General features: G+C 63.4%; 21 protein-coding genes and 4 pseudogenes. 16 read left to right on the forward strand and 9 right to left on the reverse strand.

Features of this window, described 5'->3' with window-relative positions; genetic code table 11:
• Position 1 precedes the first annotated feature (1 nt).
• Positions 2-898 (reverse strand): hypothetical protein, encoded by an 897-nt coding sequence (locus tag KZO24_RS17885; protein WP_486487463.1) that lies wholly within the window; start codon positions 896-898, stop codon positions 2-4.
• 207 nt (positions 899-1105) lie between these two features.
• Here KZO24_RS17885 and KZO24_RS17890 point away from each other — a divergent pair.
• The 13 genes and pseudogenes from KZO24_RS17890 to KZO24_RS17950 all read left to right on the forward strand — a co-directional run bounded on the left by KZO24_RS17890 (position 1106) and on the right by KZO24_RS17950 (position 11175).
• Positions 1106-1691: pseudogene (locus KZO24_RS17890) on the forward strand (TerD family protein).
• 25 nt (positions 1692-1716) lie between these two features.
• Positions 1717-2937 carry a TerD family protein gene (locus KZO24_RS17895; protein ID WP_486487464.1) on the forward strand — a complete coding sequence of 407 codons (1221 nt, stop codon included), beginning with the start codon at positions 1717-1719 and terminating at the stop codon, positions 2935-2937.
• A 54-nt stretch (positions 2938-2991) separates the two neighbouring features.
• Positions 2992-4080 (forward strand): DUF475 domain-containing protein, encoded by a 1089-nt coding sequence (locus KZO24_RS17900; RefSeq protein ID WP_486487465.1) that lies wholly within the window; start codon positions 2992-2994, stop codon positions 4078-4080.
• Between the two features lie 16 nt (positions 4081-4096).
• Positions 4097-4675 carry a TerD family protein gene (locus KZO24_RS17905; RefSeq protein WP_486487466.1) on the forward strand — a complete coding sequence of 193 codons (579 nt, stop codon included), beginning with the start codon at positions 4097-4099 and terminating at the stop codon, positions 4673-4675.
• A gap of 34 nt (positions 4676-4709) precedes the next feature.
• Positions 4710-5285, forward strand: a complete 576-nt coding sequence (locus KZO24_RS17910; protein WP_486487467.1) for a TerD family protein — start codon at positions 4710-4712, stop codon at positions 5283-5285.
• A gap of 179 nt (positions 5286-5464) precedes the next feature.
• Complete coding sequence (locus KZO24_RS17915) at positions 5465-6478, forward strand: trypsin-like peptidase domain-containing protein (protein ID WP_486487468.1); 1014 nt, start codon at positions 5465-5467, stop codon at positions 6476-6478.
• 8 nt (positions 6479-6486) lie between these two features.
• Positions 6487-7074, forward strand: a pseudogene (locus KZO24_RS17920) (phosphoribosyltransferase domain-containing protein); the annotation flags it as partial.
• Positions 7075-7171: 97 nt separating this feature from the next.
• Positions 7172-7603 (forward strand): TRSP domain-containing protein, encoded by a 432-nt coding sequence (locus KZO24_RS17925; RefSeq protein WP_486487717.1) that lies wholly within the window; start codon positions 7172-7174, stop codon positions 7601-7603.
• A complete protein-coding gene (locus KZO24_RS17930) occupies positions 7603-8349 on the forward strand; it encodes an HAD family hydrolase (protein WP_486487469.1) in 747 nt (248 codons plus the stop codon). Before KZO24_RS17925 ends, KZO24_RS17930 begins: the two co-directional genes overlap by 1 nt.
• Before the next feature lie 79 nt (positions 8350-8428).
• Positions 8429-9051, forward strand: a pseudogene (locus tag KZO24_RS17935) (cysteine protease StiP domain-containing protein); the annotation flags it as partial.
• Between the two features lie 66 nt (positions 9052-9117).
• Positions 9118-9444, forward strand: a complete 327-nt coding sequence (locus KZO24_RS17940; protein ID WP_486487718.1) for an RNA-binding protein — start codon at positions 9118-9120, stop codon at positions 9442-9444.
• Positions 9441-10364: an HpcH/HpaI aldolase/citrate lyase family protein gene (locus KZO24_RS17945; RefSeq protein ID WP_486487470.1), complete on the forward strand. Its 924-nt coding sequence runs from the start codon at positions 9441-9443 to the stop codon at positions 10362-10364. Before KZO24_RS17940 ends, KZO24_RS17945 begins: the two co-directional genes overlap by 4 nt.
• A 19-nt stretch (positions 10365-10383) precedes the next feature.
• Positions 10384-11175 (forward strand): AIM24 family protein, encoded by a 792-nt coding sequence (locus KZO24_RS17950; RefSeq protein WP_486487471.1) that lies wholly within the window; start codon positions 10384-10386, stop codon positions 11173-11175.
• A gap of 18 nt (positions 11176-11193) precedes the next feature.
• Here the strand turns inward: KZO24_RS17950 and KZO24_RS17955 are convergent, their stop codons facing one another.
• The 4 genes from KZO24_RS17955 to KZO24_RS17970 form a co-directional block, all read right to left on the reverse strand.
• Entirely contained in the window at positions 11194-11517 is a 324-nt protein-coding gene (locus KZO24_RS17955; RefSeq protein WP_486487472.1) for a hypothetical protein, read from the reverse strand.
• A 179-nt stretch (positions 11518-11696) separates the two neighbouring features.
• Positions 11697-12251, reverse strand: a complete 555-nt coding sequence (locus KZO24_RS17960; protein ID WP_486487473.1) for a toxic anion resistance protein — start codon at positions 12249-12251, stop codon at positions 11697-11699.
• 430 nt (positions 12252-12681) lie between these two features.
• Positions 12682-12936: a hypothetical protein gene (locus tag KZO24_RS17965; protein ID WP_486487474.1), complete on the reverse strand. Its 255-nt coding sequence runs from the start codon at positions 12934-12936 to the stop codon at positions 12682-12684.
• 98 nt (positions 12937-13034) lie between these two features.
• Entirely contained in the window at positions 13035-13511 is a 477-nt protein-coding gene (locus KZO24_RS17970; RefSeq protein ID WP_486487475.1) for a Ros/MucR family transcriptional regulator, read from the reverse strand.
• 807 nt (positions 13512-14318) lie between these two features.
• On the opposite strand from KZO24_RS17970, the pseudogene KZO24_RS17975 reads away from it, so the two are divergent.
• Together KZO24_RS17975 and KZO24_RS17980 are read left to right on the forward strand one after the other, a co-directional pair.
• A pseudogene (locus KZO24_RS17975) lies at positions 14319-15235 on the forward strand (ArdC family protein).
• Positions 15232-15516: a sigma factor-like helix-turn-helix DNA-binding protein gene (locus tag KZO24_RS17980; protein ID WP_486487476.1), complete on the forward strand. Its 285-nt coding sequence runs from the start codon at positions 15232-15234 to the stop codon at positions 15514-15516. Before KZO24_RS17975 ends, KZO24_RS17980 begins: the two are co-directional and overlap by 4 nt.
• Before the next feature lie 137 nt (positions 15517-15653).
• Here KZO24_RS17980 and KZO24_RS17985 read toward each other — a convergent pair whose 3' ends face one another.
• The 4 genes from KZO24_RS17985 to KZO24_RS18000 form a co-directional block, all read right to left on the reverse strand.
• A complete protein-coding gene (locus KZO24_RS17985; RefSeq protein WP_486487477.1) occupies positions 15654-16241 on the reverse strand; it encodes a hypothetical protein in 588 nt (195 codons plus the stop codon).
• Between the two features lie 353 nt (positions 16242-16594).
• On the reverse strand, positions 16595-17086 hold the full coding sequence (locus KZO24_RS17990; protein WP_486487478.1) for a hypothetical protein: 492 nt from the start codon (positions 17084-17086) through the stop codon (positions 16595-16597).
• Positions 17067-18074 (reverse strand): hypothetical protein, encoded by a 1008-nt coding sequence (locus KZO24_RS17995; protein WP_486487479.1) that lies wholly within the window; start codon positions 18072-18074, stop codon positions 17067-17069. The genes KZO24_RS17990 and KZO24_RS17995 overlap by 20 nt, the downstream gene beginning before the upstream one ends.
• A complete protein-coding gene (locus KZO24_RS18000; RefSeq protein WP_486487480.1) occupies positions 18071-18442 on the reverse strand; it encodes a hypothetical protein in 372 nt (123 codons plus the stop codon). Before KZO24_RS18000 ends, KZO24_RS17995 begins: the two co-directional genes overlap by 4 nt.
• Before the next feature lie 224 nt (positions 18443-18666).
• Here KZO24_RS18000 and KZO24_RS18005 point away from each other — a divergent pair, with 224 nt between their 5' ends.
• Entirely contained in the window at positions 18667-19077 is a 411-nt protein-coding gene (locus KZO24_RS18005; RefSeq protein WP_486487481.1) for a hypothetical protein, read from the forward strand.
• Positions 19078-19099: the final 22 nt, after the last annotated feature.

The following is a 19099-nucleotide window of genomic DNA, read 5'->3' on the forward strand; positions in this document are numbered from 1 at the left end:
TCTACCTGCAGCGTTTCGCCGCTCGGGGGCTGCGCTCCCCGAGATCGGGAAGGTAGTGGCCGTCCGGATCGAGCAGCGCCACCGCCCGTCGCAGCACCGGCGCAAAGCTCTCCGGCTCGAACGGGCTCAGCCCTTCGCCATCGTGCATGTCGAAGAACTGCTGTGTTCCCTTGCGCCACTCGTCTACGGACGGGGCGGCCAACGCATCGAGGGGCCCGGTCTCGATGCTGGTGGGCGCTTCGCTGCGCGGTCGCAGGACTATCGTGTGCGAGCGCTCGTCCAGAGTGAGTTCCATCGGCACCGCCAGGAGCGGATGGTTCAGCTTTGCCCCATGGTGCGTCCAACGGGCGATGCCGATGCCCCATACGAGTTCGACGGGTTGCTCGGACGCGCCGTCGAGCGACTGGCGTAGCGAGAACAGGCCGTTGTAAAGGTCGATCGCGTGACGGCGTGGTCGCTCTTCAAGCGCCCATGGCGACCAGATTTCACGAACATAACCGGCGAGCAGCGCGTCGAGCTGGGCTTGTTCTGGGTGTTCCCGGAGGCGCAGAATGCCATCGCGACCCTGCTCATCCGCCGCAGTCAAGACATGAGGATCCGGTATTTCCGTCCGCAGCTTCGGCGCCGCCGCGACATCATCGGGAAGGTCGATCCAAAGCCGCAGCTGCTCGTCCGTCGGCGGCGGAGGCTCGCGGCGGACGAGCCGGTCCACGCTCAGCCAGATGTGGTCATCGCCGTCCCGCACGTTCACCAGGACGCCGGGCAATTTGATGAGATCCTCGCCCGCCCGGCGAAAACCGCGGTAATCGGCCATGTCGAGCACCGACGGCAAGCGATCGCGTTCGGTCGCCTCGACATAATCAAGAAGTGCGAGAAGCCGGTCAGTTTCGACCATCATGGGTCTCAAGTATCCATTTCACGATAGTGGGCCGGTGGCGGCATACTGTCAAAAAAATGCCATTGCGAAGACGATTCACTGGACCGTAGCGATAATCTCGCAAGTCGATAATGAGAAACGGAAAATTTATCGGCAGCGCTCTTGCGGATCATCGGCCTTTGACCCTACTCTCGCAATCGGTGGCAAGTACTTTTACGGGGGCATTACGTGGTTAGTCTGCAGAAGGGCCAAACGGTTCGCCTGGAGAAGTCCGGCGGCGGTACGCTTACCCGCGTGGCGATGGGCCTAGGCTGGGATGTTAGGCAGGCCAAGGGTTTCTTCGCGAAGCTGACGGGCGGCGGAGGCGGCGAGATTGATCTTGATGCCTCGTGCCTGTTGTTCGATGCGCAGCGCAACCTGCTGGACCAGGTCTGGTTCCGGCAGCTCGCCAGCCGCGACGGCAGCATTGTTCACAGCGGCGACAACCGCACAGGTGCCGGTGATGGCGACGATGAAGTCATCAACGTCGATCTCACCCGGCTGCCCGCCAACGTCCAAACGCTGTTGTTCACCGTGAACAGCTTTCTGGGTGACAGCTTCGATCGCATCGAGAATGCGTATTGCCGTCTTGTCGATCTCGACCAATGGCAAGGAGCTGGCCCGATATGACCTGACAGGGTCCGGTTCGCACACTGGCCAGGTGATGGCCAAGGTGGTGCGCAGCGGCGATGGCTGGGAAATGAAGGCGCTGGGCGAACGCACCAGTGGCCGCACGTTCCAAGACATGATGCCCGCCATTCACAGCGCTCTTTAAGCGCCATCGAAAGCGGAGGTTGGCAATGACCGATCTGCAGCAGGGCGGCAATGCGCCCGTTCCCGCCGATGCCCTGACGATGGCCTTTGCATGGACGCCCGTGGCAGGGCGCGATGTCGATGCTGATGCTTCGGCCTATCTGCTGACGGCCGAAGGGAAAGTCCGCAGCGATGCGGACATGGTGTTCTACAATCAGCCGCACGGCGGCGACGGCAGCGTTCGCTTCGTGCCCTCTTCCGGGCGCGGGTCCTTCGAAGTCGATCTGTCACGCCTACCAGCCGCGATCGAGCGGGTGGTGTTTTGCGTCACTATCCATGAGGCACAGGCCAAGCGCCAGACGCTGGCTCTGCTTGAGGGGGCCGGCCTCACCGTCGCGCCGTCGGGCGGGGCACCCGCGCTTTCCTTCCGTCCCGATCTCGCCGGTGCGAGCGAGACGGCAATGACGTTCGGCGAGCTTTATCGCCGCAACGGCCAGTGGAAGTTTCGTGCGGTGGGGCAGGGCTTTAACGGCGGGCTGGCACCGCTGGCCCGTTCCTTTGGCATCGATGTCGCGGAAGAGGCGCCTGTCGCGCCCCCACCACCACCTCCTCCTCCTCCTCCTCCTCCTCCTCCTCCTCCTCCTCCTCCTCCGCCTGTCCCGTCAACCCCGGTGAACCTGAGCAAGGTGACGCTGGAAAAGCGCGGGCAGACGGTAAGTCTCGAAAAGCGCGGATCCAGCTTCGGGGAGATATCGGTCAATCTCAACTGGTCGCGGGGGCGCAAGGGCTTCTTCGGCGGCGGTTCGGCGATCGACCTTGACCTGGGCTGTCTGTTCGAACTTGCGGACGGGCGCAAAGGCGTGGTCCAGGCCCTCGGTAATGTCTTTGGTGCCTTCTCCCAGCCTCCTTACATCGCTTTGTCAGGGGATGACCGGACCGGGGACGTTTCGCAGGGCGAGACCCTGCGGATAAACGGAGCCCATTGGAACGAGATTCGCCGGGTCGCGATCTTTGCCAATATCTACGACGGAGTTCCTAACTGGCAGCAGACCGACGGCGTGGTCCTCGTCACTATGCCCGACCAGCCGCCGATCGAAGTGCGGATGACCGAAGGTCGCGACGATCGCCGCCTCTGCGGCGTCGTCCTGATCGAAAACGACGGCGGGCGCCTGAAGGCGACGCGGATCGTCGATTACGTGCGCGACCAGAAAGTGCTCGACGAAAGCCTGGGCTGGGGCCTGCGTTGGACGGCGGGCCGGAAGGACTGAAGCGCCGGACTTGAAACGCGGGAATTGAGTCGCTTGCGGCAAACGGGGGTTACAGTGTTCAAATACTACAAGGGGTCGTTCATCTTCACTGCAATCTGCTTGGCGATCGCCGCCTGGCTGGGCTGGGGGATGACGGGTAATGTGGCGGGCACGCTGGGCATCCTGTGGATCGTCGCGGTGCTGGGCGTCCTGGAAGTGTCGTTGTCCTTCGACAATGCGGTGGTCAATGCCACCGTGCTGCGCGACATGGACGCCGTGTGGCGTCGGCGGTTCCTGACATGGGGCATCCTGATCGCGGTGTTCGGCATGCGGATCGTGTTCCCGCTGGCGATCGTCGCCATCGCCGCCAAGATGGGACCGATCGATGCCGTGGTGATGGCGGCTAACGATCCCGTCCGGTACGAGCAGATCATTACCGGCGCCCATGTTGGCATCTCCGGCTTCGGCGGTGCGTTCCTGGCGATGGTCGGCCTGACCTTTTTCCTTGATGAGGAAAAGGACGTGCACTGGATCGGGGCGATCGAGCGACCTTTCTCCGACCTTTCGCGCATTTCCGGGCTGGCGATCGGCATCGTCTTGCTGGCGCTCTACGGCATGTCCCGCTTGATCCCGGCTGACGAGGCGATGACTTTCATCGTCTCGGGCATCTTCGGCCTCGTGACCTACATCGCCGTGCAGTCGATCGGTGCCCTGCTGGAGCAGGAAGAGCATGAGGAAGCGGACGGGCCTGACTTGGGTCAGGCCGCGACTGGAGCGGTCGTGAAATCGGGCCTTGCCGGGTTCCTCTATCTCGAGGTGCTGGACGCGTCGTTCTCTTTCGACGGTGTGATCGGAGCCTTCGCATTGTCCAATAACCTGTTCATCATCGCCCTGGGCCTTGGTATCGGCGCCATGTTCGTGCGTTCAATGACGGTCATGCTGGTCGACAAGGGCACCCTGGCTGAATACCGCTACCTTGAACATGGCGCTTTCTATGCCATCGTCGCACTGGCGGCGATCATGCTGCTGTCGGTACGGTTCGAGATTCCGGAGACCGTGACCGGCCTTATCGGCGCCGCGCTGATCGGTATCGCGTTTTACGATCTGCTGCGGAACAACCGCAAGGAAGCTACCCCGGCCGCTGCGACCGGCGAACACCTCTAATACTGGAGAGACGATCATGTCGGTAAGTCTGGCCAAAGGCGGCAACGTCAGCCTTTCCAAGGAAGAGCCCAACCTTTCCAAAATCCTGATCGGTCTTGGGTGGGATACCCGCACCACCGATGGCACCGACTTCGACCTTGATGCCAGCGCGTTCCTGCTGGCAAACGGCGACAAGGTGCGTACGGACAGCGATTTCATCTTCTACAACAACCTGCGCTCCGCGGATGGTTCGGTGGAGCACACCGGCGACAACCGCACCGGAGAAGGCGAAGGCGACGACGAAGCCCTCAAGGTTGAACTGACCCGGGTGCCGGCCGACGTGCAGAAGATCGCCATTGCCGTCACTATCCACGACGGCGAAGCCCGCCGCCAGAGCTTCGGCATGGTCTCCAACGCCTTCATCCGCATCGTCAATGACGCTACGGGTCGGGAGATTTCCCGTTACGACCTGGCGGAGGATGCGTCGACCGAAACGGCGATGATCTTCGCCGAGGTATACCGCTATAATGGCGAATGGAAGTTCCGCGCCGTCGGGCAAGGTTACAAGGGCGGCCTCGGCCCGCTCGCAACCAATTACGGCGTAAGCGTGGGCTGAAGCCCGCGCTGACACCATTTCAGGAGAAAGACAGATGGCAGTTTCGCTTTCCAAGGGCGGCAACGTCAGCCTCAGCAAGGAAGCGCCGGGCCTTAAGACCGTGCGCGTGGGCCTGGGCTGGGACACCCGCGTCACCGACGGGAGCGCGTTCGATCTCGACGCTAGCGTGTTCCTGCTGAACGAGACCGGCAAAGTGCGTTCCGATGCCGATTTCGTGTTCTACAACAACAAGAATGGCGGCAATGGTTCGGTCGTCCATCAGGGCGACAACCTGACCGGCGAAGGCAGCGGCGACGATGAGGTCGTGGTGGTTTCGCTCGACCAGGTGCCCGCCGAAATCCAGAAGCTCAGCTTCGCCGTCACCATCCACGACGCGGACGCGCGCCGTCAGAACTTCGGCATGATCTCGAACGCCTTCATTCGCGTGGTCAACGAGGCCGGCGGCACAGAAATCGCCCGCTACGATCTTTCGGAAGACGCATCGACCGAAACGGCGATGATCTTCGGCGACCTCTATCGCCACAACGGCGAATGGAAGTTCAAGGCGATCGGCCAAGGCTTCGCGGGCGGCCTGGGCCCCCTTGCCTCGTCATTCGGCGTCAACGTCTGACGCAAGGTCCGCTCCTGCGTGCGTGATCTTGTCGCGGGAGAACGCGCTTCGATCTCTGGCGAGTGCACGTTTGCACTCGTCGGAGGCGGGGCAGCCGCACCAACGTTGGCTTTGGTCGCACTGGGAGCAGACCGGCAGGTCGCGGCCGAATTTCCCCGATCGATGGACTGACGCGCGAGATGCGTCCGGCAGCACATTTCGAGGATGCCGCCCGGCTCACCCTCGATCCAGACAGATTGCCGCCACAGGTGGACCGGCTGCTTCTGGTCGCCTTCGATCGCGGCAACCGCCCGATCGGGATGCCGTTGACGGTAGCATCGAACGATCTGCGCTTCACCGTCGATTTGCGCGGACGCGACGATGCGGCGGTCATCCTCATCGAATGCTATCGCCATCAGGGCAACTGGCGGCTGGCCGCCAATGGGCAAGGTTTCGCGATGGGCCTCGGCGCGATCGCCGGTGCGCACGGGCTCGACCATGGCTGGGTCCAGCGTCTGATTCCTCGCCTGCAGCCGCCTGCCTCGGCAAGCGGCGGGCAAGGAGGTGACGACCATCACCCACGTGGCAGCGGAACCTCGACCGGCAGCGGCATCGCCATTGATCGGCATCACGTCCTTACGAATGCGCATGTGGTCGAGGACGCGCGGGCCGTGACAGTTCATGCGGCTGGCCGCCCACTGGACGCAGTGACGGTATTCGCCGATCCCCGCAACGATCTGGCGCTCCTTCGGGTCGAGACCGTGCTAACGGCTACGGGGCGGTTCCGCTCTCAAGTCGGACTGCATCTTGGCGAGGACATCGTCGCCCTCGGGTTTCCGCTGCAAGGCTTGCTAGGCACCGGACCGCAAGCGAGCGCGGGCAACATTGCTGCACTATGCGGCATCGGCAACGACAGCACCGTCTTCCAGTTCACTGCGCCGATCGCCAGCGGCAACAGTGGCGGGCCAATCCTGGACATGGCGGGGGACCTCGTCGGCCTGGTCAGTTCCTCGCTCAACCTCGATCGCATTCGCCAGTCCGGCGGCAGCGCCGAGAACATCAACTTCGGCATCAAGGGGGCCGTCATCCTCAGTTTCCTCGACTCCTTCGGCATCGAGCCGCCAATGGCCGGGCGCGACCCGCAGATGCTGGGCCGCGCCGCAGTGGTTCGGCAGGCGCGCGACACGATCGTCCGGATCGCCTCCCAGTGCTGAACCCTCCGATGCCAAACCCGGCCAAGAAGTCGCCGGACACGACCCGTTCAATCGCGCTTCCCACCGGCGTCCTCGACATCACTGTCGAAGAGGCGGTCTGGCCGCTTGACGCCTTGTGCGCCTTCGCCGCCCGCGAAAACCCCCGGCGCGGTTTCCTCGTTGTCTCACGGGTGCTGGGCAGACACTTGCCTGCAGCCCCTCAGACCATGCGCCGCAGCGTGACTGACCTTGCAGCGCGCATTCCCTCTGACCTGCCTGGCCCTGTCATGGTGGTGGGGCTGGCGGAAACGGCAGTATGTCTGGGCCAGACCGTGCATGAGGAGCTGCGTCTAGCGACCGGGCGTGACGATGTGCACTTCATTCACTCGACCCGTCAGCAGATAGGCCATCCTCTGCTCTGCCGCTTCGAGGAGCCGCACAGTCACGCATCGGCGCATCTGATCTATCGTCCTGACCTGCCGCAGCCCCGCTCCCTCGTCATCGTCGACGACGAGATTTCCACGGGCACGACCTTGTGCAATCTGGCCAAAGCTCTTGTCGCGGCATGGCCGGGTGTCGAGGCTATCGTGGTGGCCGCGCTGACCGACTGGTCTATCGGCAAAGGCTGGCAGGCGCGGATGCCACGCCCCGCACAAGTGGCGGCATTGCTCTCGGGACGGCTGGAGTGGACGCAGGGGCAGGTGCTTCCCACCGATGCCGCCTTCGACACCGCTGCGGCGTCGCTGGGACGCATGGCCACACATCGCAACTTCGGGCGGCTGGGCATCGCTGAGCCGATCGGCACTGAGCCGCTGCCGCCGCTGCCGCCCCTGGAAGGCCCGCTGCGAGATCGTCGGCACCGGCGAATTCACCTATTTGCCCTTCCGTCTCGCGGAACGCATGGCGCAAGACGGTCACGACGTCGTCGTTCAGGCTACGAGCCGCAGCCCGGCCCGCGTGGCAGCGGCGATGAGGACCAAGCTGCTTTTCGCGGACAACTATGCCACGGGCGTGCCGAACTACCTCTACAATGCCGATCCGACCGAACCGCGAACCACCTGGATCGCGCATGAAACCGGCGCTGCCACCATCGATCCTGAACTCGTCGCAGCGCTCAACGCCACACTTATCGGGTGGGACGGCTGATGCGCGCGATCGCCCTGGTCGACCTCGACGACACCTTGTTCCAGACGCTGCGCAAGTGCCCGCCCGATGTGCCGCCAGAGCGGCTGACCGCTCTCGGCTTCGCCAAGGACGGCTCTCCGCTCAGCTATGCCACGCCGCGCCAGATGACATTCCTGGGTTGGCTGACCGAGACGACCCACCTTGTCCCGGTTACCGCGCGCAGCCTGGATGCGCTGCGCCGCGCCCACATTCCGTTCAGTGCTGCTGTCTGCGCGCACGGCGGCGTCGTCCTTGACGAGACCGGCGAAATCGACGCCGTTTGGGAAAGGACAATCGCGGGAAAAGCCGCCCAGCACGCAGACCGGCTCGCCGACCTTGCCGCCGCCATCGCCGCGGAGGCCGAAGCGCGCGGGGTGTCGATCAACGCGCGGGTGCTGACTGAAGGGCCGCTGCCGCTGTATACTTTGGTCAAGCACGCCGACATGGACCATGAGGCGCTGTTCGCGGTGGTCGATGCGGCGGTGCCGTCACTGCCGCCGGGCTGGACCGACCATCGCAACGGAAACAACGTCGCGCTGATGCCGCCCTACCTGGGCAAACGGCACGCCGTCGCACATATCCTGCCCGGCTTGCGTACCCGTTTTCCCGATGCCCCGGTGATCGGCATCGGCGACAGCTTGACCGATGCACCATTCATGGGACTGTGCGATTTCGCAATGATGCCAACGGGCTCGCAACTGGCAGGGGGCATGTTCGATGATGCCTGACACTATGGTGCGGGAGGGGCCGGGCTTCTCCGGGAGCTATGCTCCGGGTGACGTGACCTTCCTGCTGAAGCCGGTGACCATGGCCGCGACCGACGTGGCTGAAAAGGAAGCCGCGATCCAGTCCGGCCGCCGCCACTACTCCGAGATGATCGCCTTGGAGGAGATACCCGATCCTGCCTATCTCGCGCTATTTCACGCGGCGCTGGCGCGCAATGGCGAGCGGTTGGCGGGCGACGTGGCGAGCCTCGCTGCGGCGCTGGCGCAACGCCGGCCGGGCCGCGAGATCGTGCTCGTTTCTCTCGCACGGGCCGGAACTCCGATTGGCGTGCTGCTTGCGCGCACGTTGCGTTCCTGGGGGCAGCGCGTAGTCCATTATTCGATCAGCATCATCCGGGACCGGGGGTCGATCCCGTTGCGCTCGCGCATATTGCCGCCCGTCACGATCCGCGCGATGCGATATTCGTCGATGGCTGGACCGGGAAAGGCGCGATCGCGCGCGAATTGCGCACAGCGCTGGCCGGCAACGAGCACGGGTTCGCTCCGGAACTGGCGGTCATTGCCGATCCGGCCGGGCAAGCGGACTTCGCGGCAAGTGATGACGACTACCTGATCGCCTCGGGCTTGCTTAACGGTATCGTATCAGGACTGGTCAGCCGCTCGATTCTGAACGACAGGGTCGTAGGGCCAGACGATTTCCATGCCTGTGTCACGTATCCCCAGTTTGCTCATGCCGACCTGTCGGGTGCGTTCGTCGATGCTGTGGGGCCAATGGCAGCGAACGCGCGGCCTCAGGCGATCAGGCATCATGCAGCACGGCGCGAGGCACTCTCCCAAGGGTGCGAACAGCTGGTGGAAACATTGCTTGCAAGCACGGGCACCGCGGATCGCAACCGCATCAAGCCGGGCATTGCCGAGGCTACCCGCGCTTTGCTGCGCCGCATGCCCGAACGCCTGCTGGTTCGCGATCCGGCGGACGACGACGTCGCACATCTGATCCATCTTGCACAGGGCCACGGTATCCCGATCGAGCCGCTGGCGCCGGACTGTCATTACCGCGCCGTCGCCATCATCCGCAGCCTGGGGAGCGACACATGAGCGTTACCGGATCAATTTCGGCGATCTCTCTTGGGGCCACGCTCTACATTCCGTGCATGCGTGGGGACCTGTTCGCTGCCGTGCTCGGCGCGCGCCGCCCAGCCGGACTGCGCTCGGTGGTCCTGTGCCTTGAGGATTCGGTGCGCGAAAGCGATCTGCCGGAGGCGATGGGCCACCTTGCCGCATTCCTGCGGATGCTGACCGGGCGTGCACCGTCGGAGACGGATCCGCTGGTCTTCGTGCGCCCGCGATCGGCGGCGATGCTGGAGCATATCCTGTGCATGCCGGGAATCGAGCATATCGACGGTTTTGTCGTGCCCAAGGCCAATGCTGACACGATGCCGACCTATCTTGCACTGCCCCTGCACGACCGGCACCGACTGATGCCCACGCTGGAGACCCGCGAGGCTTGCGATCCGCAGGAGATGCGCCGTCTGCGCGATCAGTTGCTGGCAGTGCAGGAACGCATTCTGGCGCTGCGGATCGGCGGGAACGACCTGCTCCAAGCAATGGGACTTCGCCGTCTTGCACATCGCACCGCCTATGAAGGACCGTTGGGTGCGGTGATCGCGCAGCTTGTCGCCAGTTTCGCGCCTTGGGGTTTCGTCCTGAGTGCGCCTGTGCTCGAACGCTATGGTGATACCGCGTTGCTGCGTGAAGAGGTCATGCGCGACATCGAACACGGCTTGCTCACCAAGACTGCGATCCATCCCAGTCAGATCTCGGTGATCCAGACCGCTTTGGCGGCGCCTGCCGACGAAGTCGAGGAAGCGCGGCTGGTGCTGGCCGAGGGCGGCCCCGCGGTCTTCGGACGGGCAGGGGTGATGTGTGAGCCTGCTACGCACCGCGGCTGGGCCGAGCGCCTGCTCGAGCGTGCCGCACACTTCGGAATTGCCGAGCCGCTGATACTGCGTGCATGACGAACAACGGGAGGCCGCAATGAGCGACTATCGCATCAAGATCGACGAAGCAGGCACTGGAGGCGTGCGCTTCGAACTCTATCAGTTTGCCCGCAAAAGCTATGCGCTGGGCATGCCCACCCAACTTAGCGGGGGTAGTACAGCAGGTGCCGGACCGGTCATCCACCTCCATCCGCCGCATGGAGAGAGCGCCCGACAGGTGCGCATAGTGCTGGAGGGTGGGGGTGCCCTGCTCGAGCCTGGTGCGCTCCAGTATGCGCATGGACGACTGCAGATCGACATGCAGAAGAACGCGGGTGCGGGCGGCTTCCTCAAGCGTGCCATGACTTCGGCGGGGACCGGCGAAAGTGCCTTCGCGACCCGTTATGTAGGCCATGGTGAGGTCTGGACGGAAGCGACCGCCAAGCATTTCATTCTCGCGTCGATGGAAGGTCCGGGTGATGCGCTGATACTCGATGACGGCGCCTTTTATGCTTGCGACGCCAACATCGAGCTGTCCACCCATGTCCACCGTTCGGTGCAGGGTTTGCTTTCGGGCAACGGGCTGATGCAGCCCAAGCTGAGCGGCCGGGGCGCGTTCGTAGTCGAAGCGCCGGTTCCGGTGGAGGAAATCCAGGTGGTCGAACTCGACGGGCAGGACGAACTCATCGTCGATGGTGACCTGATGCTGATGTTCTCGGCCGGGCTGCAGGTCGAACTGCGCCCGCTGGTCCGGGGCTTACGCAATGCGATGCGCAGTGGCGAGGGTCTGGTCTACGTGTTTCGGGGCAAGGGCACGGTCTGGCTGATGCCGACGGTACGGCTTGGCTGAACAAGACCAGGTAAGGCCTTATCGCAGCAAATCGTCGCTGCCGTAGCGATGATCTATGAAGCGCAAGTTGTCGGCAAAGCTGTCGAGATCTTCCTGCGCGAGCGAGCGGGACAGCGTTTCCAGGCGAGCGACCATCTTCTCGAGCCCCTGGTTGAGGTTGTAGCTAGCCGAGCGACCGGTCTTGCGAAAGATCTCAGCGCGATGCTCGGGCGGGATTTCGGCATAGCTGGATACCAGCCGGGGGAGATGGCTGTCTCGCATCTGGCGAACTTCGGCAAGCGCCGAAACCAGTAGCGAATCATCCTGCGTTCGGGCCTCGATATCGGTGATCAGTGCCAGCATTCTTGCCACGATCGGGCGAGACGCATCCGGCAGGCGCGGGTCTTCGGCACTCAACCGGGATATCGGTGTTGCAGCGTCGCGCACGACCGGGGTGGGCGCCGACCTGCTCCCGAACCAACCCGCCAATGTTTCAAGAAAACCGACCACGCCGTTACCTTAATCAAGCTGGGCGCCGTGCGCTAGTGTGGGCGCGGCAGCGCCTGCGTTGCGTTGATTGCGCGGCGCGCCTGCTCGAGGGCGTCAGTCAATGCAGCTGCGACTGCGCGGTCCGATTGCGGAGCGGTTTGTGCCGCGCTCGCGGTCTTTTCCAATGCCTCCGCCTTTTCCAGCAATTCGCGGTTGCTTACGACGGCGCGGCGAGCTGCAATCGCGGTGCGTAGCGCCGCTACGCTGGTGTTGCGCGCGCGATCAATGGCATCGCCGAGCGCTGCCTGACCGTCCGCGATGAGTTGAAGCGCCATGATACCCTGTTGAGTGATCGCGATCTGCATGACCACGTCCCGCTCTCGCTCGACCAGACGAGGAAGCAGTTTCTGACTGAGAAATTGCGCGCGATCTGGCTGTTCGGTGGATAGTTCACGGACAGCTGCTTCCAGCGCGGCGCTGCAGGCGCGGATCAGCGCCAGCGCATAGTCTAGCCCCCTCTCCGCATCTTGAATTTTTCGCTTGTCGGTTTCGATGGCGATTAGAACGCGCTCCACGCTCTCCTTCTCGCGCTCAAGACTGTGGACCAAGCCACTCCAATCCGGCGACAAGGAGGGGCGGCAGGTTCAGAGTTCCATCCCAAGCGGAACCGCTTCTGCCGGCTGGGAGTGTAGGTGTCCGCAAGCGAGTGCAATTCGCGCAGTACGGCATCACTCGATGATGAGATAGACGAGCTACGTTCCAGCCGGTCGGATGCATGTGATGCAGCGCGAATTGCCTTAATGCCTAAGGCATCAATCGCGCGCTGCGCGTCATATTCATGCGACAGCCATTGCTTTAGCAGCCGACGTGCAGTTAATCTTGGGTCGTCGTTCCGAGGGGGCCAGTCCGGCGTCGCTAAATCTGCCATGATGCTCATTTAGCAAAATCTTGTAAGCAATCTCAAGGTGCACGAGATTTGCTCATAGCTGGATAGTCAAAAGGTTCGTGCTAACGCCACGGCGTTGCTCGTATGCTGCATCACTGCCTTGCCATGCGATAGACCGTGGATCGCATCCGAAGCACTTCAGTGAGCGCCGCTTCAAACGCGCAAAAATCGTCGTTAACGTCGCGCTTCTCAATGATAGCCAGCACGACCCGCTCCTGAATGGCCAACGCGGCTTTTTCGGCGCGGTCTAGCTGCTCGACGACCGCGCGACCTTCGGGCGAACGGCGTGCCAGAATGTCGGCCCAGGCCTCACCGCCTTCATAGTGCTCCCCGTCATGCTTTGGCATCGGTCGCGCCTTCCAAATACAGCTGCGATGAGAATGATGCCAAATTCCGGTGAACCAGCCAACGAGGGTTCGCGCCGAGAAGCCCGTCGTTCCTCTCGTTAGCCCTCGGCGAGTTCGGTCACGACTTTCCTGGCGCGCGGCTTGCGGGCGGGCTTGGCGGCGACGACGGGCTCGACGGGGGCTTTGCGCTTACGGCCGAGACCGAGGGTCTTGGCGAGCTCTCGGCGCTTTTGCGAGTGGCTGGCAGCGATCATCGGATAGTCGCTGGGCAAACCGAACGCTTCGCGGTAGCTCTGAGGCGTGTAGCCGTGCAAGGTCAGATGCCGCTTGAGCATCTTGTAGGGCTTGCCGTCGATCATGCTGACGAGATGCTCGGGTTTGATCGAGGCGCGGATGGAGACGGCACCTTTAGGCTTTTCTTCCACCGCCTCGGTCGGCGCACCGAGCTTTTCCAAGGCGCCGTAGACTTTTTCAATGAGCGTGCTGACATCGCCCACTGCAACGCTGTTGTTGCTGACATGTGCCTCGACGATCTCGGCGGCAAGCGTAATGAGTATTCCGTTTTCGATGGCCAATTCTGGCTCCTATCAAGCGACTGTCTGCAGAATAACGCAGAGGTCGGTATTTATCCACCCATCACAATAATAATATCGTCAGGTGGGTCCTATGCGCTGGCTTATATTTCACGATCCGTGAAGCCGATGTTAATTGCCCGCCAGCGAAGATGCGATTGGCCGGATTTTCTAAGTGAGACCCGATTCAAGGTGCGCAGATCCGAGCATTCGAGCTGCGCACTACGACGCCAGACGAAGTTTATACTCTGTCGCCATCGATAGAGGTTTGCGCAATTACCGCAGCTCACACTTTGCAATCGTCATTGTCGTTGGCGGCGAGATGACGGGGCAGCCGCTGATTGTCTTCCAGTCGCAGTCTGACATGCGCTGCCTCCTCTGTGTTCCGCAGGCGCGAGGTACTTGCTCATTCCAGGCGAAGGCGAGGGCGAGTAGGAAAGGGAGTGGCGTCTCAGGGCCATGCCCTGACCGCGCTCTACTTCCGCTCCGCTTCAGCCAAGCCGCCTGGCGGCGTCTTGTCGGCACAGCCGTGACGATCGCCTGACGCTTTCCGTCCTGCTCGAAGCAGGCCGGTGAGCGGCTCTGCCGCTCTTCAGCGGTCGCCGAGCCTATGGCCCGGCGGCGGAGGGCCTTTGGCGGCATCAAGGTGACGGGGGCGTCGCAGCCCTGTAGCCCCGCCTCGACGGGGCGCAACCCGTCCGTTTCACTCCCGGGTCCTCCACTTCGTTGCGGCCTTGTCAGGTGCGCACCGCCTTGGCCGGCGGGGCTGTTGGTCGGCTCCTGCCGCCCCCGCCACCCTGGCGCCGGTCAATGGCGGTTGAGGAAAGGAGTGAAGGAGCCGTGAGCCATACCGAACGTCAGAGCCTCTATGGAGAGGTAACTGCCCGGATCATCGCCGAGCTGGAAAAGGGCCGGTTGCCGTGGGTGCAGCCGTGGGATGCGTCGAAGTGCCCATGCACGATGCCGGCGAACGCGGTGTCCGGAAGGCTTTATTCCGGGATTAATGTGCTCATTTTATGGGCAGCAGGGATCGGCGGCGGGTTCGGCTCGCAGCGGTGGCTGACGTACAAGCAGGCCGCAGCGGCAGGGGGAACGTGCGGCGCGGCGAGAAGGGCACGGTGGTCTGCTATGCCGATCGTTTCACCCCCAAGGACGAGGCAGCAAAGGCACAGGGCGAGGACCGCGAGGCGCGCACGATTGCGTTTCTGAAACGCTTTGTCGTGTTCAACATCGACCAATGCGAGGGGCTGCCGGACGACCTGCAGGGGGAAGCAGCCGTGCCTGATCCCGTCATGGCGATTGCCGAGGTGGACAGGCTGATTGCCGCGAGCGGTGCAGACTTCCGGATCGGCGGGATCGAGGCGTTCTATTCGCCGGGGCAGGACTATGTGCAGGTGCCGCCGCAGGCCGCGTTTCATGAGCCCATAAACTGGTTTCGCACGGCACTTCACGAATTGGGGCATTGGGCCGGGGGTAAGGGGCGGCTGGAGCGCGATCAGTCCGGGCGGTTTGGTTCGATGGCGTATGCCAAAGAGGAACTGGCGGCGGAGATGACGGCGGCTTTCACCTGCGCTTCGCTCGGCATCCAGCCCACGGTTCGGCATGCAGATTACATCGGCGCGTGGCTTGAGGCAATGCGCGCCGATGAAAAGGCGATCTTCCGGGCAGCGAGCGCGGCCAGCAAGGGCGCCGACTATCTCCTCGCATTCGGGGAAGACCGGTCATGATCCAGCGTATCGCCCTATGGCAGCAGCGCAGAAAGGAGGCGCGCCTGCGTGACGCCTTCCAAGAGATCGAGGATCCGACAATGCGCCGGATGCACCGGGCGATGGCATCGCTGCCCGCGCTGCACCGCGAAGTATTCCGGCTGGCGCGCGCCGAGGATTTGAGCACAGACGAGATCGCCCGCCGCCTCGGCCTTTCAAAGCGGCAGGCCCGGAGGCATTTTGTCTACGCGCTGGCGATGCTCGTGCGCTCGATGGACAGGCAGGAACGGGACGGTTGGTGACAGCTGTCGCTGCCGCCCGGCACGCCGGGCGGCAGCATCCTTTCGCCGAGGGCGATGGCGGGGGCAGGGGCAACCATCGCCAGAATGGAAGCCGCCATTTGGCGACGCGATCCGGCGCGCCATGCCGTGCTGCGCGATCACGATCGCGCAGCACGGCGTCCCGGCTTCAGGTTGTGCCCTGTCACCTCGGCGACGTGCTCCACCAGAGCGGCGATGATCCCGCCGACGCGCTCGCGCGTAAAGCCGCCATCGTCGGGTTCGATGCCTTGCAGCTGGCTCAGGTTGTTCCACTTCCAATAGGGAGACAGGACCTCCATCAGGCGTTCGGTCTCGGCATCCTCGTACCCGAAGCCCGTGGCGTTGGCGTAGGCGAGGGAACGGTCGACGTGGAGACCAATGTATTTGGCGCACCACATGTCCGGGAAGCCGACGTCGAGCAGGTGCGACGACATGGCGAGCTGCGCGACGATGCCGGCGGAATAGAAATAATCGGCGATGTCTTCATCGGCGGGGCGTGCCATTCCTGCCATGAATTCGTGTGCCCGCTCGAAGCGAACGAAACTGAAATTGCGCCCCTCACGCGTGCGCACGAGCCGGACCGGCCGTGCATCGTAGCGGCGCCACAGCACGCCGAGCTCCGAGCTCTCACCGGGCAGAGTGATGATGTCAGCACTCGGCGCTGCCGCGCCAAGGCCAGCTGAAGTAGCAGGAACGATAGAGTTCATATGCACCTCCGGTCCGCGTCAGGAGCGGTAGCGGAAGACTTCAGGGCATCACGCGGACCGGCCCCGAACTCCCGCACGCTAGCGCGCGGGAGCCGCCGGAGCTGGTAACATGCAGATCACATGCGCCGCCGCCTTTCACCCGAAGGTTTGGACATGCGCGACGGCACCCCGGAAAACTGTGTTTTCCGAGTTTTTCCTGATCTGCGGGATTACCAGTCCCGGCGCCGCCTTTGCGCAGCGCGCGGCCACGATATCAGACGCGAATCCGCTCGCCAAGTTTTGCGTGAATGATGCGTAGCGTGCGGCCGTCGGCCCGGCGCCGGGCGACGACATCGGCGGTCTTTGATTGGGCGTTACTTGCCGCGACGTCTCGCAGAGCGGCCGAGCCGGTACCGCAGCATGGCCCAACGGGTGCGCCAGGTGAGCTTGGGCGGCGAGCTAAGGTATCCCGGCTTCAGTCCTGCCCGCCGACACATCTCGACTGTGCTGCGACGTCGCTTCACCGTCTCGATATAGCGCGAGACCTCGGCAACCGCCGCACGCGTCCTATCGATATCAGCATCATCTGGCAGAACAGGCATCCAAGCCCAGATACCGAGCTCATCGGCTTCCTTGAGTGTCAGTGAGAGATGAAACCGGATGTAGTCGCTCGCGGTGCGGTGGCTCGCATCGAAAATGACGGCCAACGACCGGCGCAGCTTGTCGAGCTGATCACGTTCTTGCGCTGTCAGGCTTGACCAGTCTCTCACTTCAAGCTCGCGCATCATAGCATGTGCCCGGTCCCACTTCGCCTCCCAATCGGGATCGTAGGTCTCCAGCACGTTGCTATTGAACCGGACCAACACTTCCGCCTCCCTCCACCTTCGCCTCAGCGTTTGTGCCCTGCGTTCCGGTCTGCGCCTGGCGCTGCGACAACGAGGATGTCGAGGCGAGGCGCAAATTGACGGCCTGCCCGTTGATCCGCCCATCACCGAACCAGACGCCTCCGGCTCTGGTCCAGGTCAGCCTGCGCGGATCGGCGACAAAATCGCCGGCCGGAATATGCGTGAAATGGATGTTGCCCGAGCCCGTGAGGTCGGTGGAGAAGCGGCCACCGACCACCTGGTTCGCCGCCTCTACTAGCCCGGCCTTCAGGGTATCCATCGGGATCGCCTGAAACGTGATCAGCACCTGTCTGCGGGCAGCGTCCGGGTCGGACAGGCGGGACGTTCCAAGCTCGTTGTCGATCAGCGCGAACACAGTGTTGGTGTAGATCGCCGAGATCGCCAGCATCTCCATGTAGCGGATGTGCAGTTCCTCGTCATACGTCGAAGGCCGGCGATGAGCACGGAAGAACGGCGTGTCGAACTGCGGGTCGACGTGGCGGTCGTCGATGGCTTCCACTTCCCAGCCCTTGCGCGGCTGCATGGCGAGCGCGATCGGAGCGGCATAAACCATGTGATCGGGATCGAGCGGGGTTATGCTACGCATCTTGTCGATGCCGGTTTCGGCAATCTCTGCCCGGGTGGGCACGACGTGCGCCTCGACCGAGAGATCGAAACGCGGCCGCCCTTGTTCACCCGGTGCCAGGAGGATGCGCGCAAGGGCATCGAGCGGCATGCCGCGCGCATCTAGATCGGTAAGAAAGGCATCGGCCATGATCCCGGCTGCCGGCATCTCGTAGGTCTTGCCGGTCTCGAACCCAAGAGAGCGCACCTTCTCCCACAGGCTCGATAGACCTGAGCTCGAGCCTGAACTTTCCGAGGCCGATCCCGAGAGCGAGGGTCCACCCGAACCACAGGCCGACAGCATCGCGAGCAGGAAGCAGGGACCGGCAAAGCGCACCGAGATCATCGGTTTGTCTCCTTCATCAGAGCGCGAAGCTCCTGCGCATCGGCGGCGCGGTCCGCAGTGCTGCCCGCCAGTCTTTGCTCGAGCTCGCGCGCCCGCTGGCGTAGGCGTGCAAGCTCGGCTGCGGCGTTCGGATTGCAGCCTGCGGACCCTGATGGCGGCTCCGCCTTGCCCTCCGGCCGCCGCCCCGCCATCGCCTGCCAGTCGCGGTTGAACCCCGCGTCGAATGCGGCCCTGTCGGCCCGCACGACGGCGGTGTCGCGCTCGACCCGGATGTCGACGTGCTGCTGCCAGGTGACCGTCAGCCACGTCAGCACCGCCGCCATCGGAGCTGCCACCAGAGCGCCGGAGGCGAACCCGCTCAGCGCCATGATGAACGCCCGGGTAAGTATTCCGAAGGAAGAAGGGGCGAGGCTTTGCCTCGCTCTGTTTTTGTCCACACCCTACGCACGTGTGCTGCCTCCATAGCGTAGTCGATATGTGGTCGCAGTGACCATGTGGCCAATGGCAACATACATGGAAAGCGGTGTCAACGCGGACTATACTTATTTATGAAAGTGCGTATTCTCTCCGCATACTGCCGAGGTAGGTGGCGATGGCACGTGTGATGCTGACAGGAAGAGTAACAGATACTCAGGCTGCTGCGTTAAAAGGGTACGCGGCGGATGTTGGCTTGCCGCTCTATCAGGCGACGGTACGCGCGCTCGAGCTTGGCATCGCAGCGCTGGTCGGGGGCAGGGGCACCGAGCCTGCTGGTTCCGACGGCAGCGCCGCGACGGTTCCAAACTCCCCTGACGTGGAAGCACTGCGCGAGGCGATAGAGCGGCTGACCACGCGTTCGGAACTGACCGATCGGTTGATCCAGAGAACTCTCTATGCGGCCGGGGCGGCCTATGCGGCGGCGCTTGCAGAGCCCGGGCAAGGCGAAGAGCGCCTGGCGCAGATTGCCCGTGATGCGGATCGGATCTTCGATCGGCAGCTCGCCAAAGCGAAGGCCGATTTGTGATGACGCTACGTTGGGGCAAGGT

It is taken from the genome of Novosphingobium sp. NFX11 (genome assembly GCF_057376415.1).

Coding starts and splice junctions, on each gene's coding strand:
- KZO24_RS17885 (WP_486487463.1), bottom strand. CDS start 898: ATGATGGTCGAAACTGACCGGCTTCTCGCACTTCTTGATTATGTCGAG.
- KZO24_RS17895 (WP_486487464.1), top strand. CDS start 1,717: ATGACCGATCTGCAGCAGGGCGGCAATGCGCCCGTTCCCGCCGATGCC.
- KZO24_RS17905 (WP_486487466.1), top strand. CDS start 4,097: ATGTCGGTAAGTCTGGCCAAAGGCGGCAACGTCAGCCTTTCCAAGGAA.
- KZO24_RS17910 (WP_486487467.1), top strand. CDS start 4,710: ATGGCAGTTTCGCTTTCCAAGGGCGGCAACGTCAGCCTCAGCAAGGAA.
- KZO24_RS17915 (WP_486487468.1), top strand. CDS start 5,465: ATGCGTCCGGCAGCACATTTCGAGGATGCCGCCCGGCTCACCCTCGAT.
- KZO24_RS17925 (WP_486487717.1), top strand. CDS start 7,172: ATGCCGCCTTCGACACCGCTGCGGCGTCGCTGGGACGCATGGCCACAC.
- KZO24_RS17930 (WP_486487469.1), top strand. CDS start 7,603: ATGCGCGCGATCGCCCTGGTCGACCTCGACGACACCTTGTTCCAGACG.
- KZO24_RS17940 (WP_486487718.1), top strand. CDS start 9,118: ATGGCAGCGAACGCGCGGCCTCAGGCGATCAGGCATCATGCAGCACGG.
- KZO24_RS17945 (WP_486487470.1), top strand. CDS start 9,441: ATGAGCGTTACCGGATCAATTTCGGCGATCTCTCTTGGGGCCACGCTC.
- KZO24_RS17950 (WP_486487471.1), top strand. CDS start 10,384: ATGAGCGACTATCGCATCAAGATCGACGAAGCAGGCACTGGAGGCGTG.
- KZO24_RS17955 (WP_486487472.1), bottom strand. CDS start 11,517: ATGCTGGCACTGATCACCGATATCGAGGCCCGAACGCAGGATGATTCG.
- KZO24_RS17965 (WP_486487474.1), bottom strand. CDS start 12,936: ATGCCAAAGCATGACGGGGAGCACTATGAAGGCGGTGAGGCCTGGGCC.
- KZO24_RS17980 (WP_486487476.1), top strand. CDS start 15,232: ATGATCCAGCGTATCGCCCTATGGCAGCAGCGCAGAAAGGAGGCGCGC.
- KZO24_RS17985 (WP_486487477.1), bottom strand. CDS start 16,241: ATGAACTCTATCGTTCCTGCTACTTCAGCTGGCCTTGGCGCGGCAGCG.
- KZO24_RS17995 (WP_486487479.1), bottom strand. CDS start 18,074: ATGATCTCGGTGCGCTTTGCCGGTCCCTGCTTCCTGCTCGCGATGCTG.
- KZO24_RS18000 (WP_486487480.1), bottom strand. CDS start 18,442: ATGGCGCTGAGCGGGTTCGCCTCCGGCGCTCTGGTGGCAGCTCCGATG.
- KZO24_RS18005 (WP_486487481.1), top strand. CDS start 18,667: ATGGCACGTGTGATGCTGACAGGAAGAGTAACAGATACTCAGGCTGCT.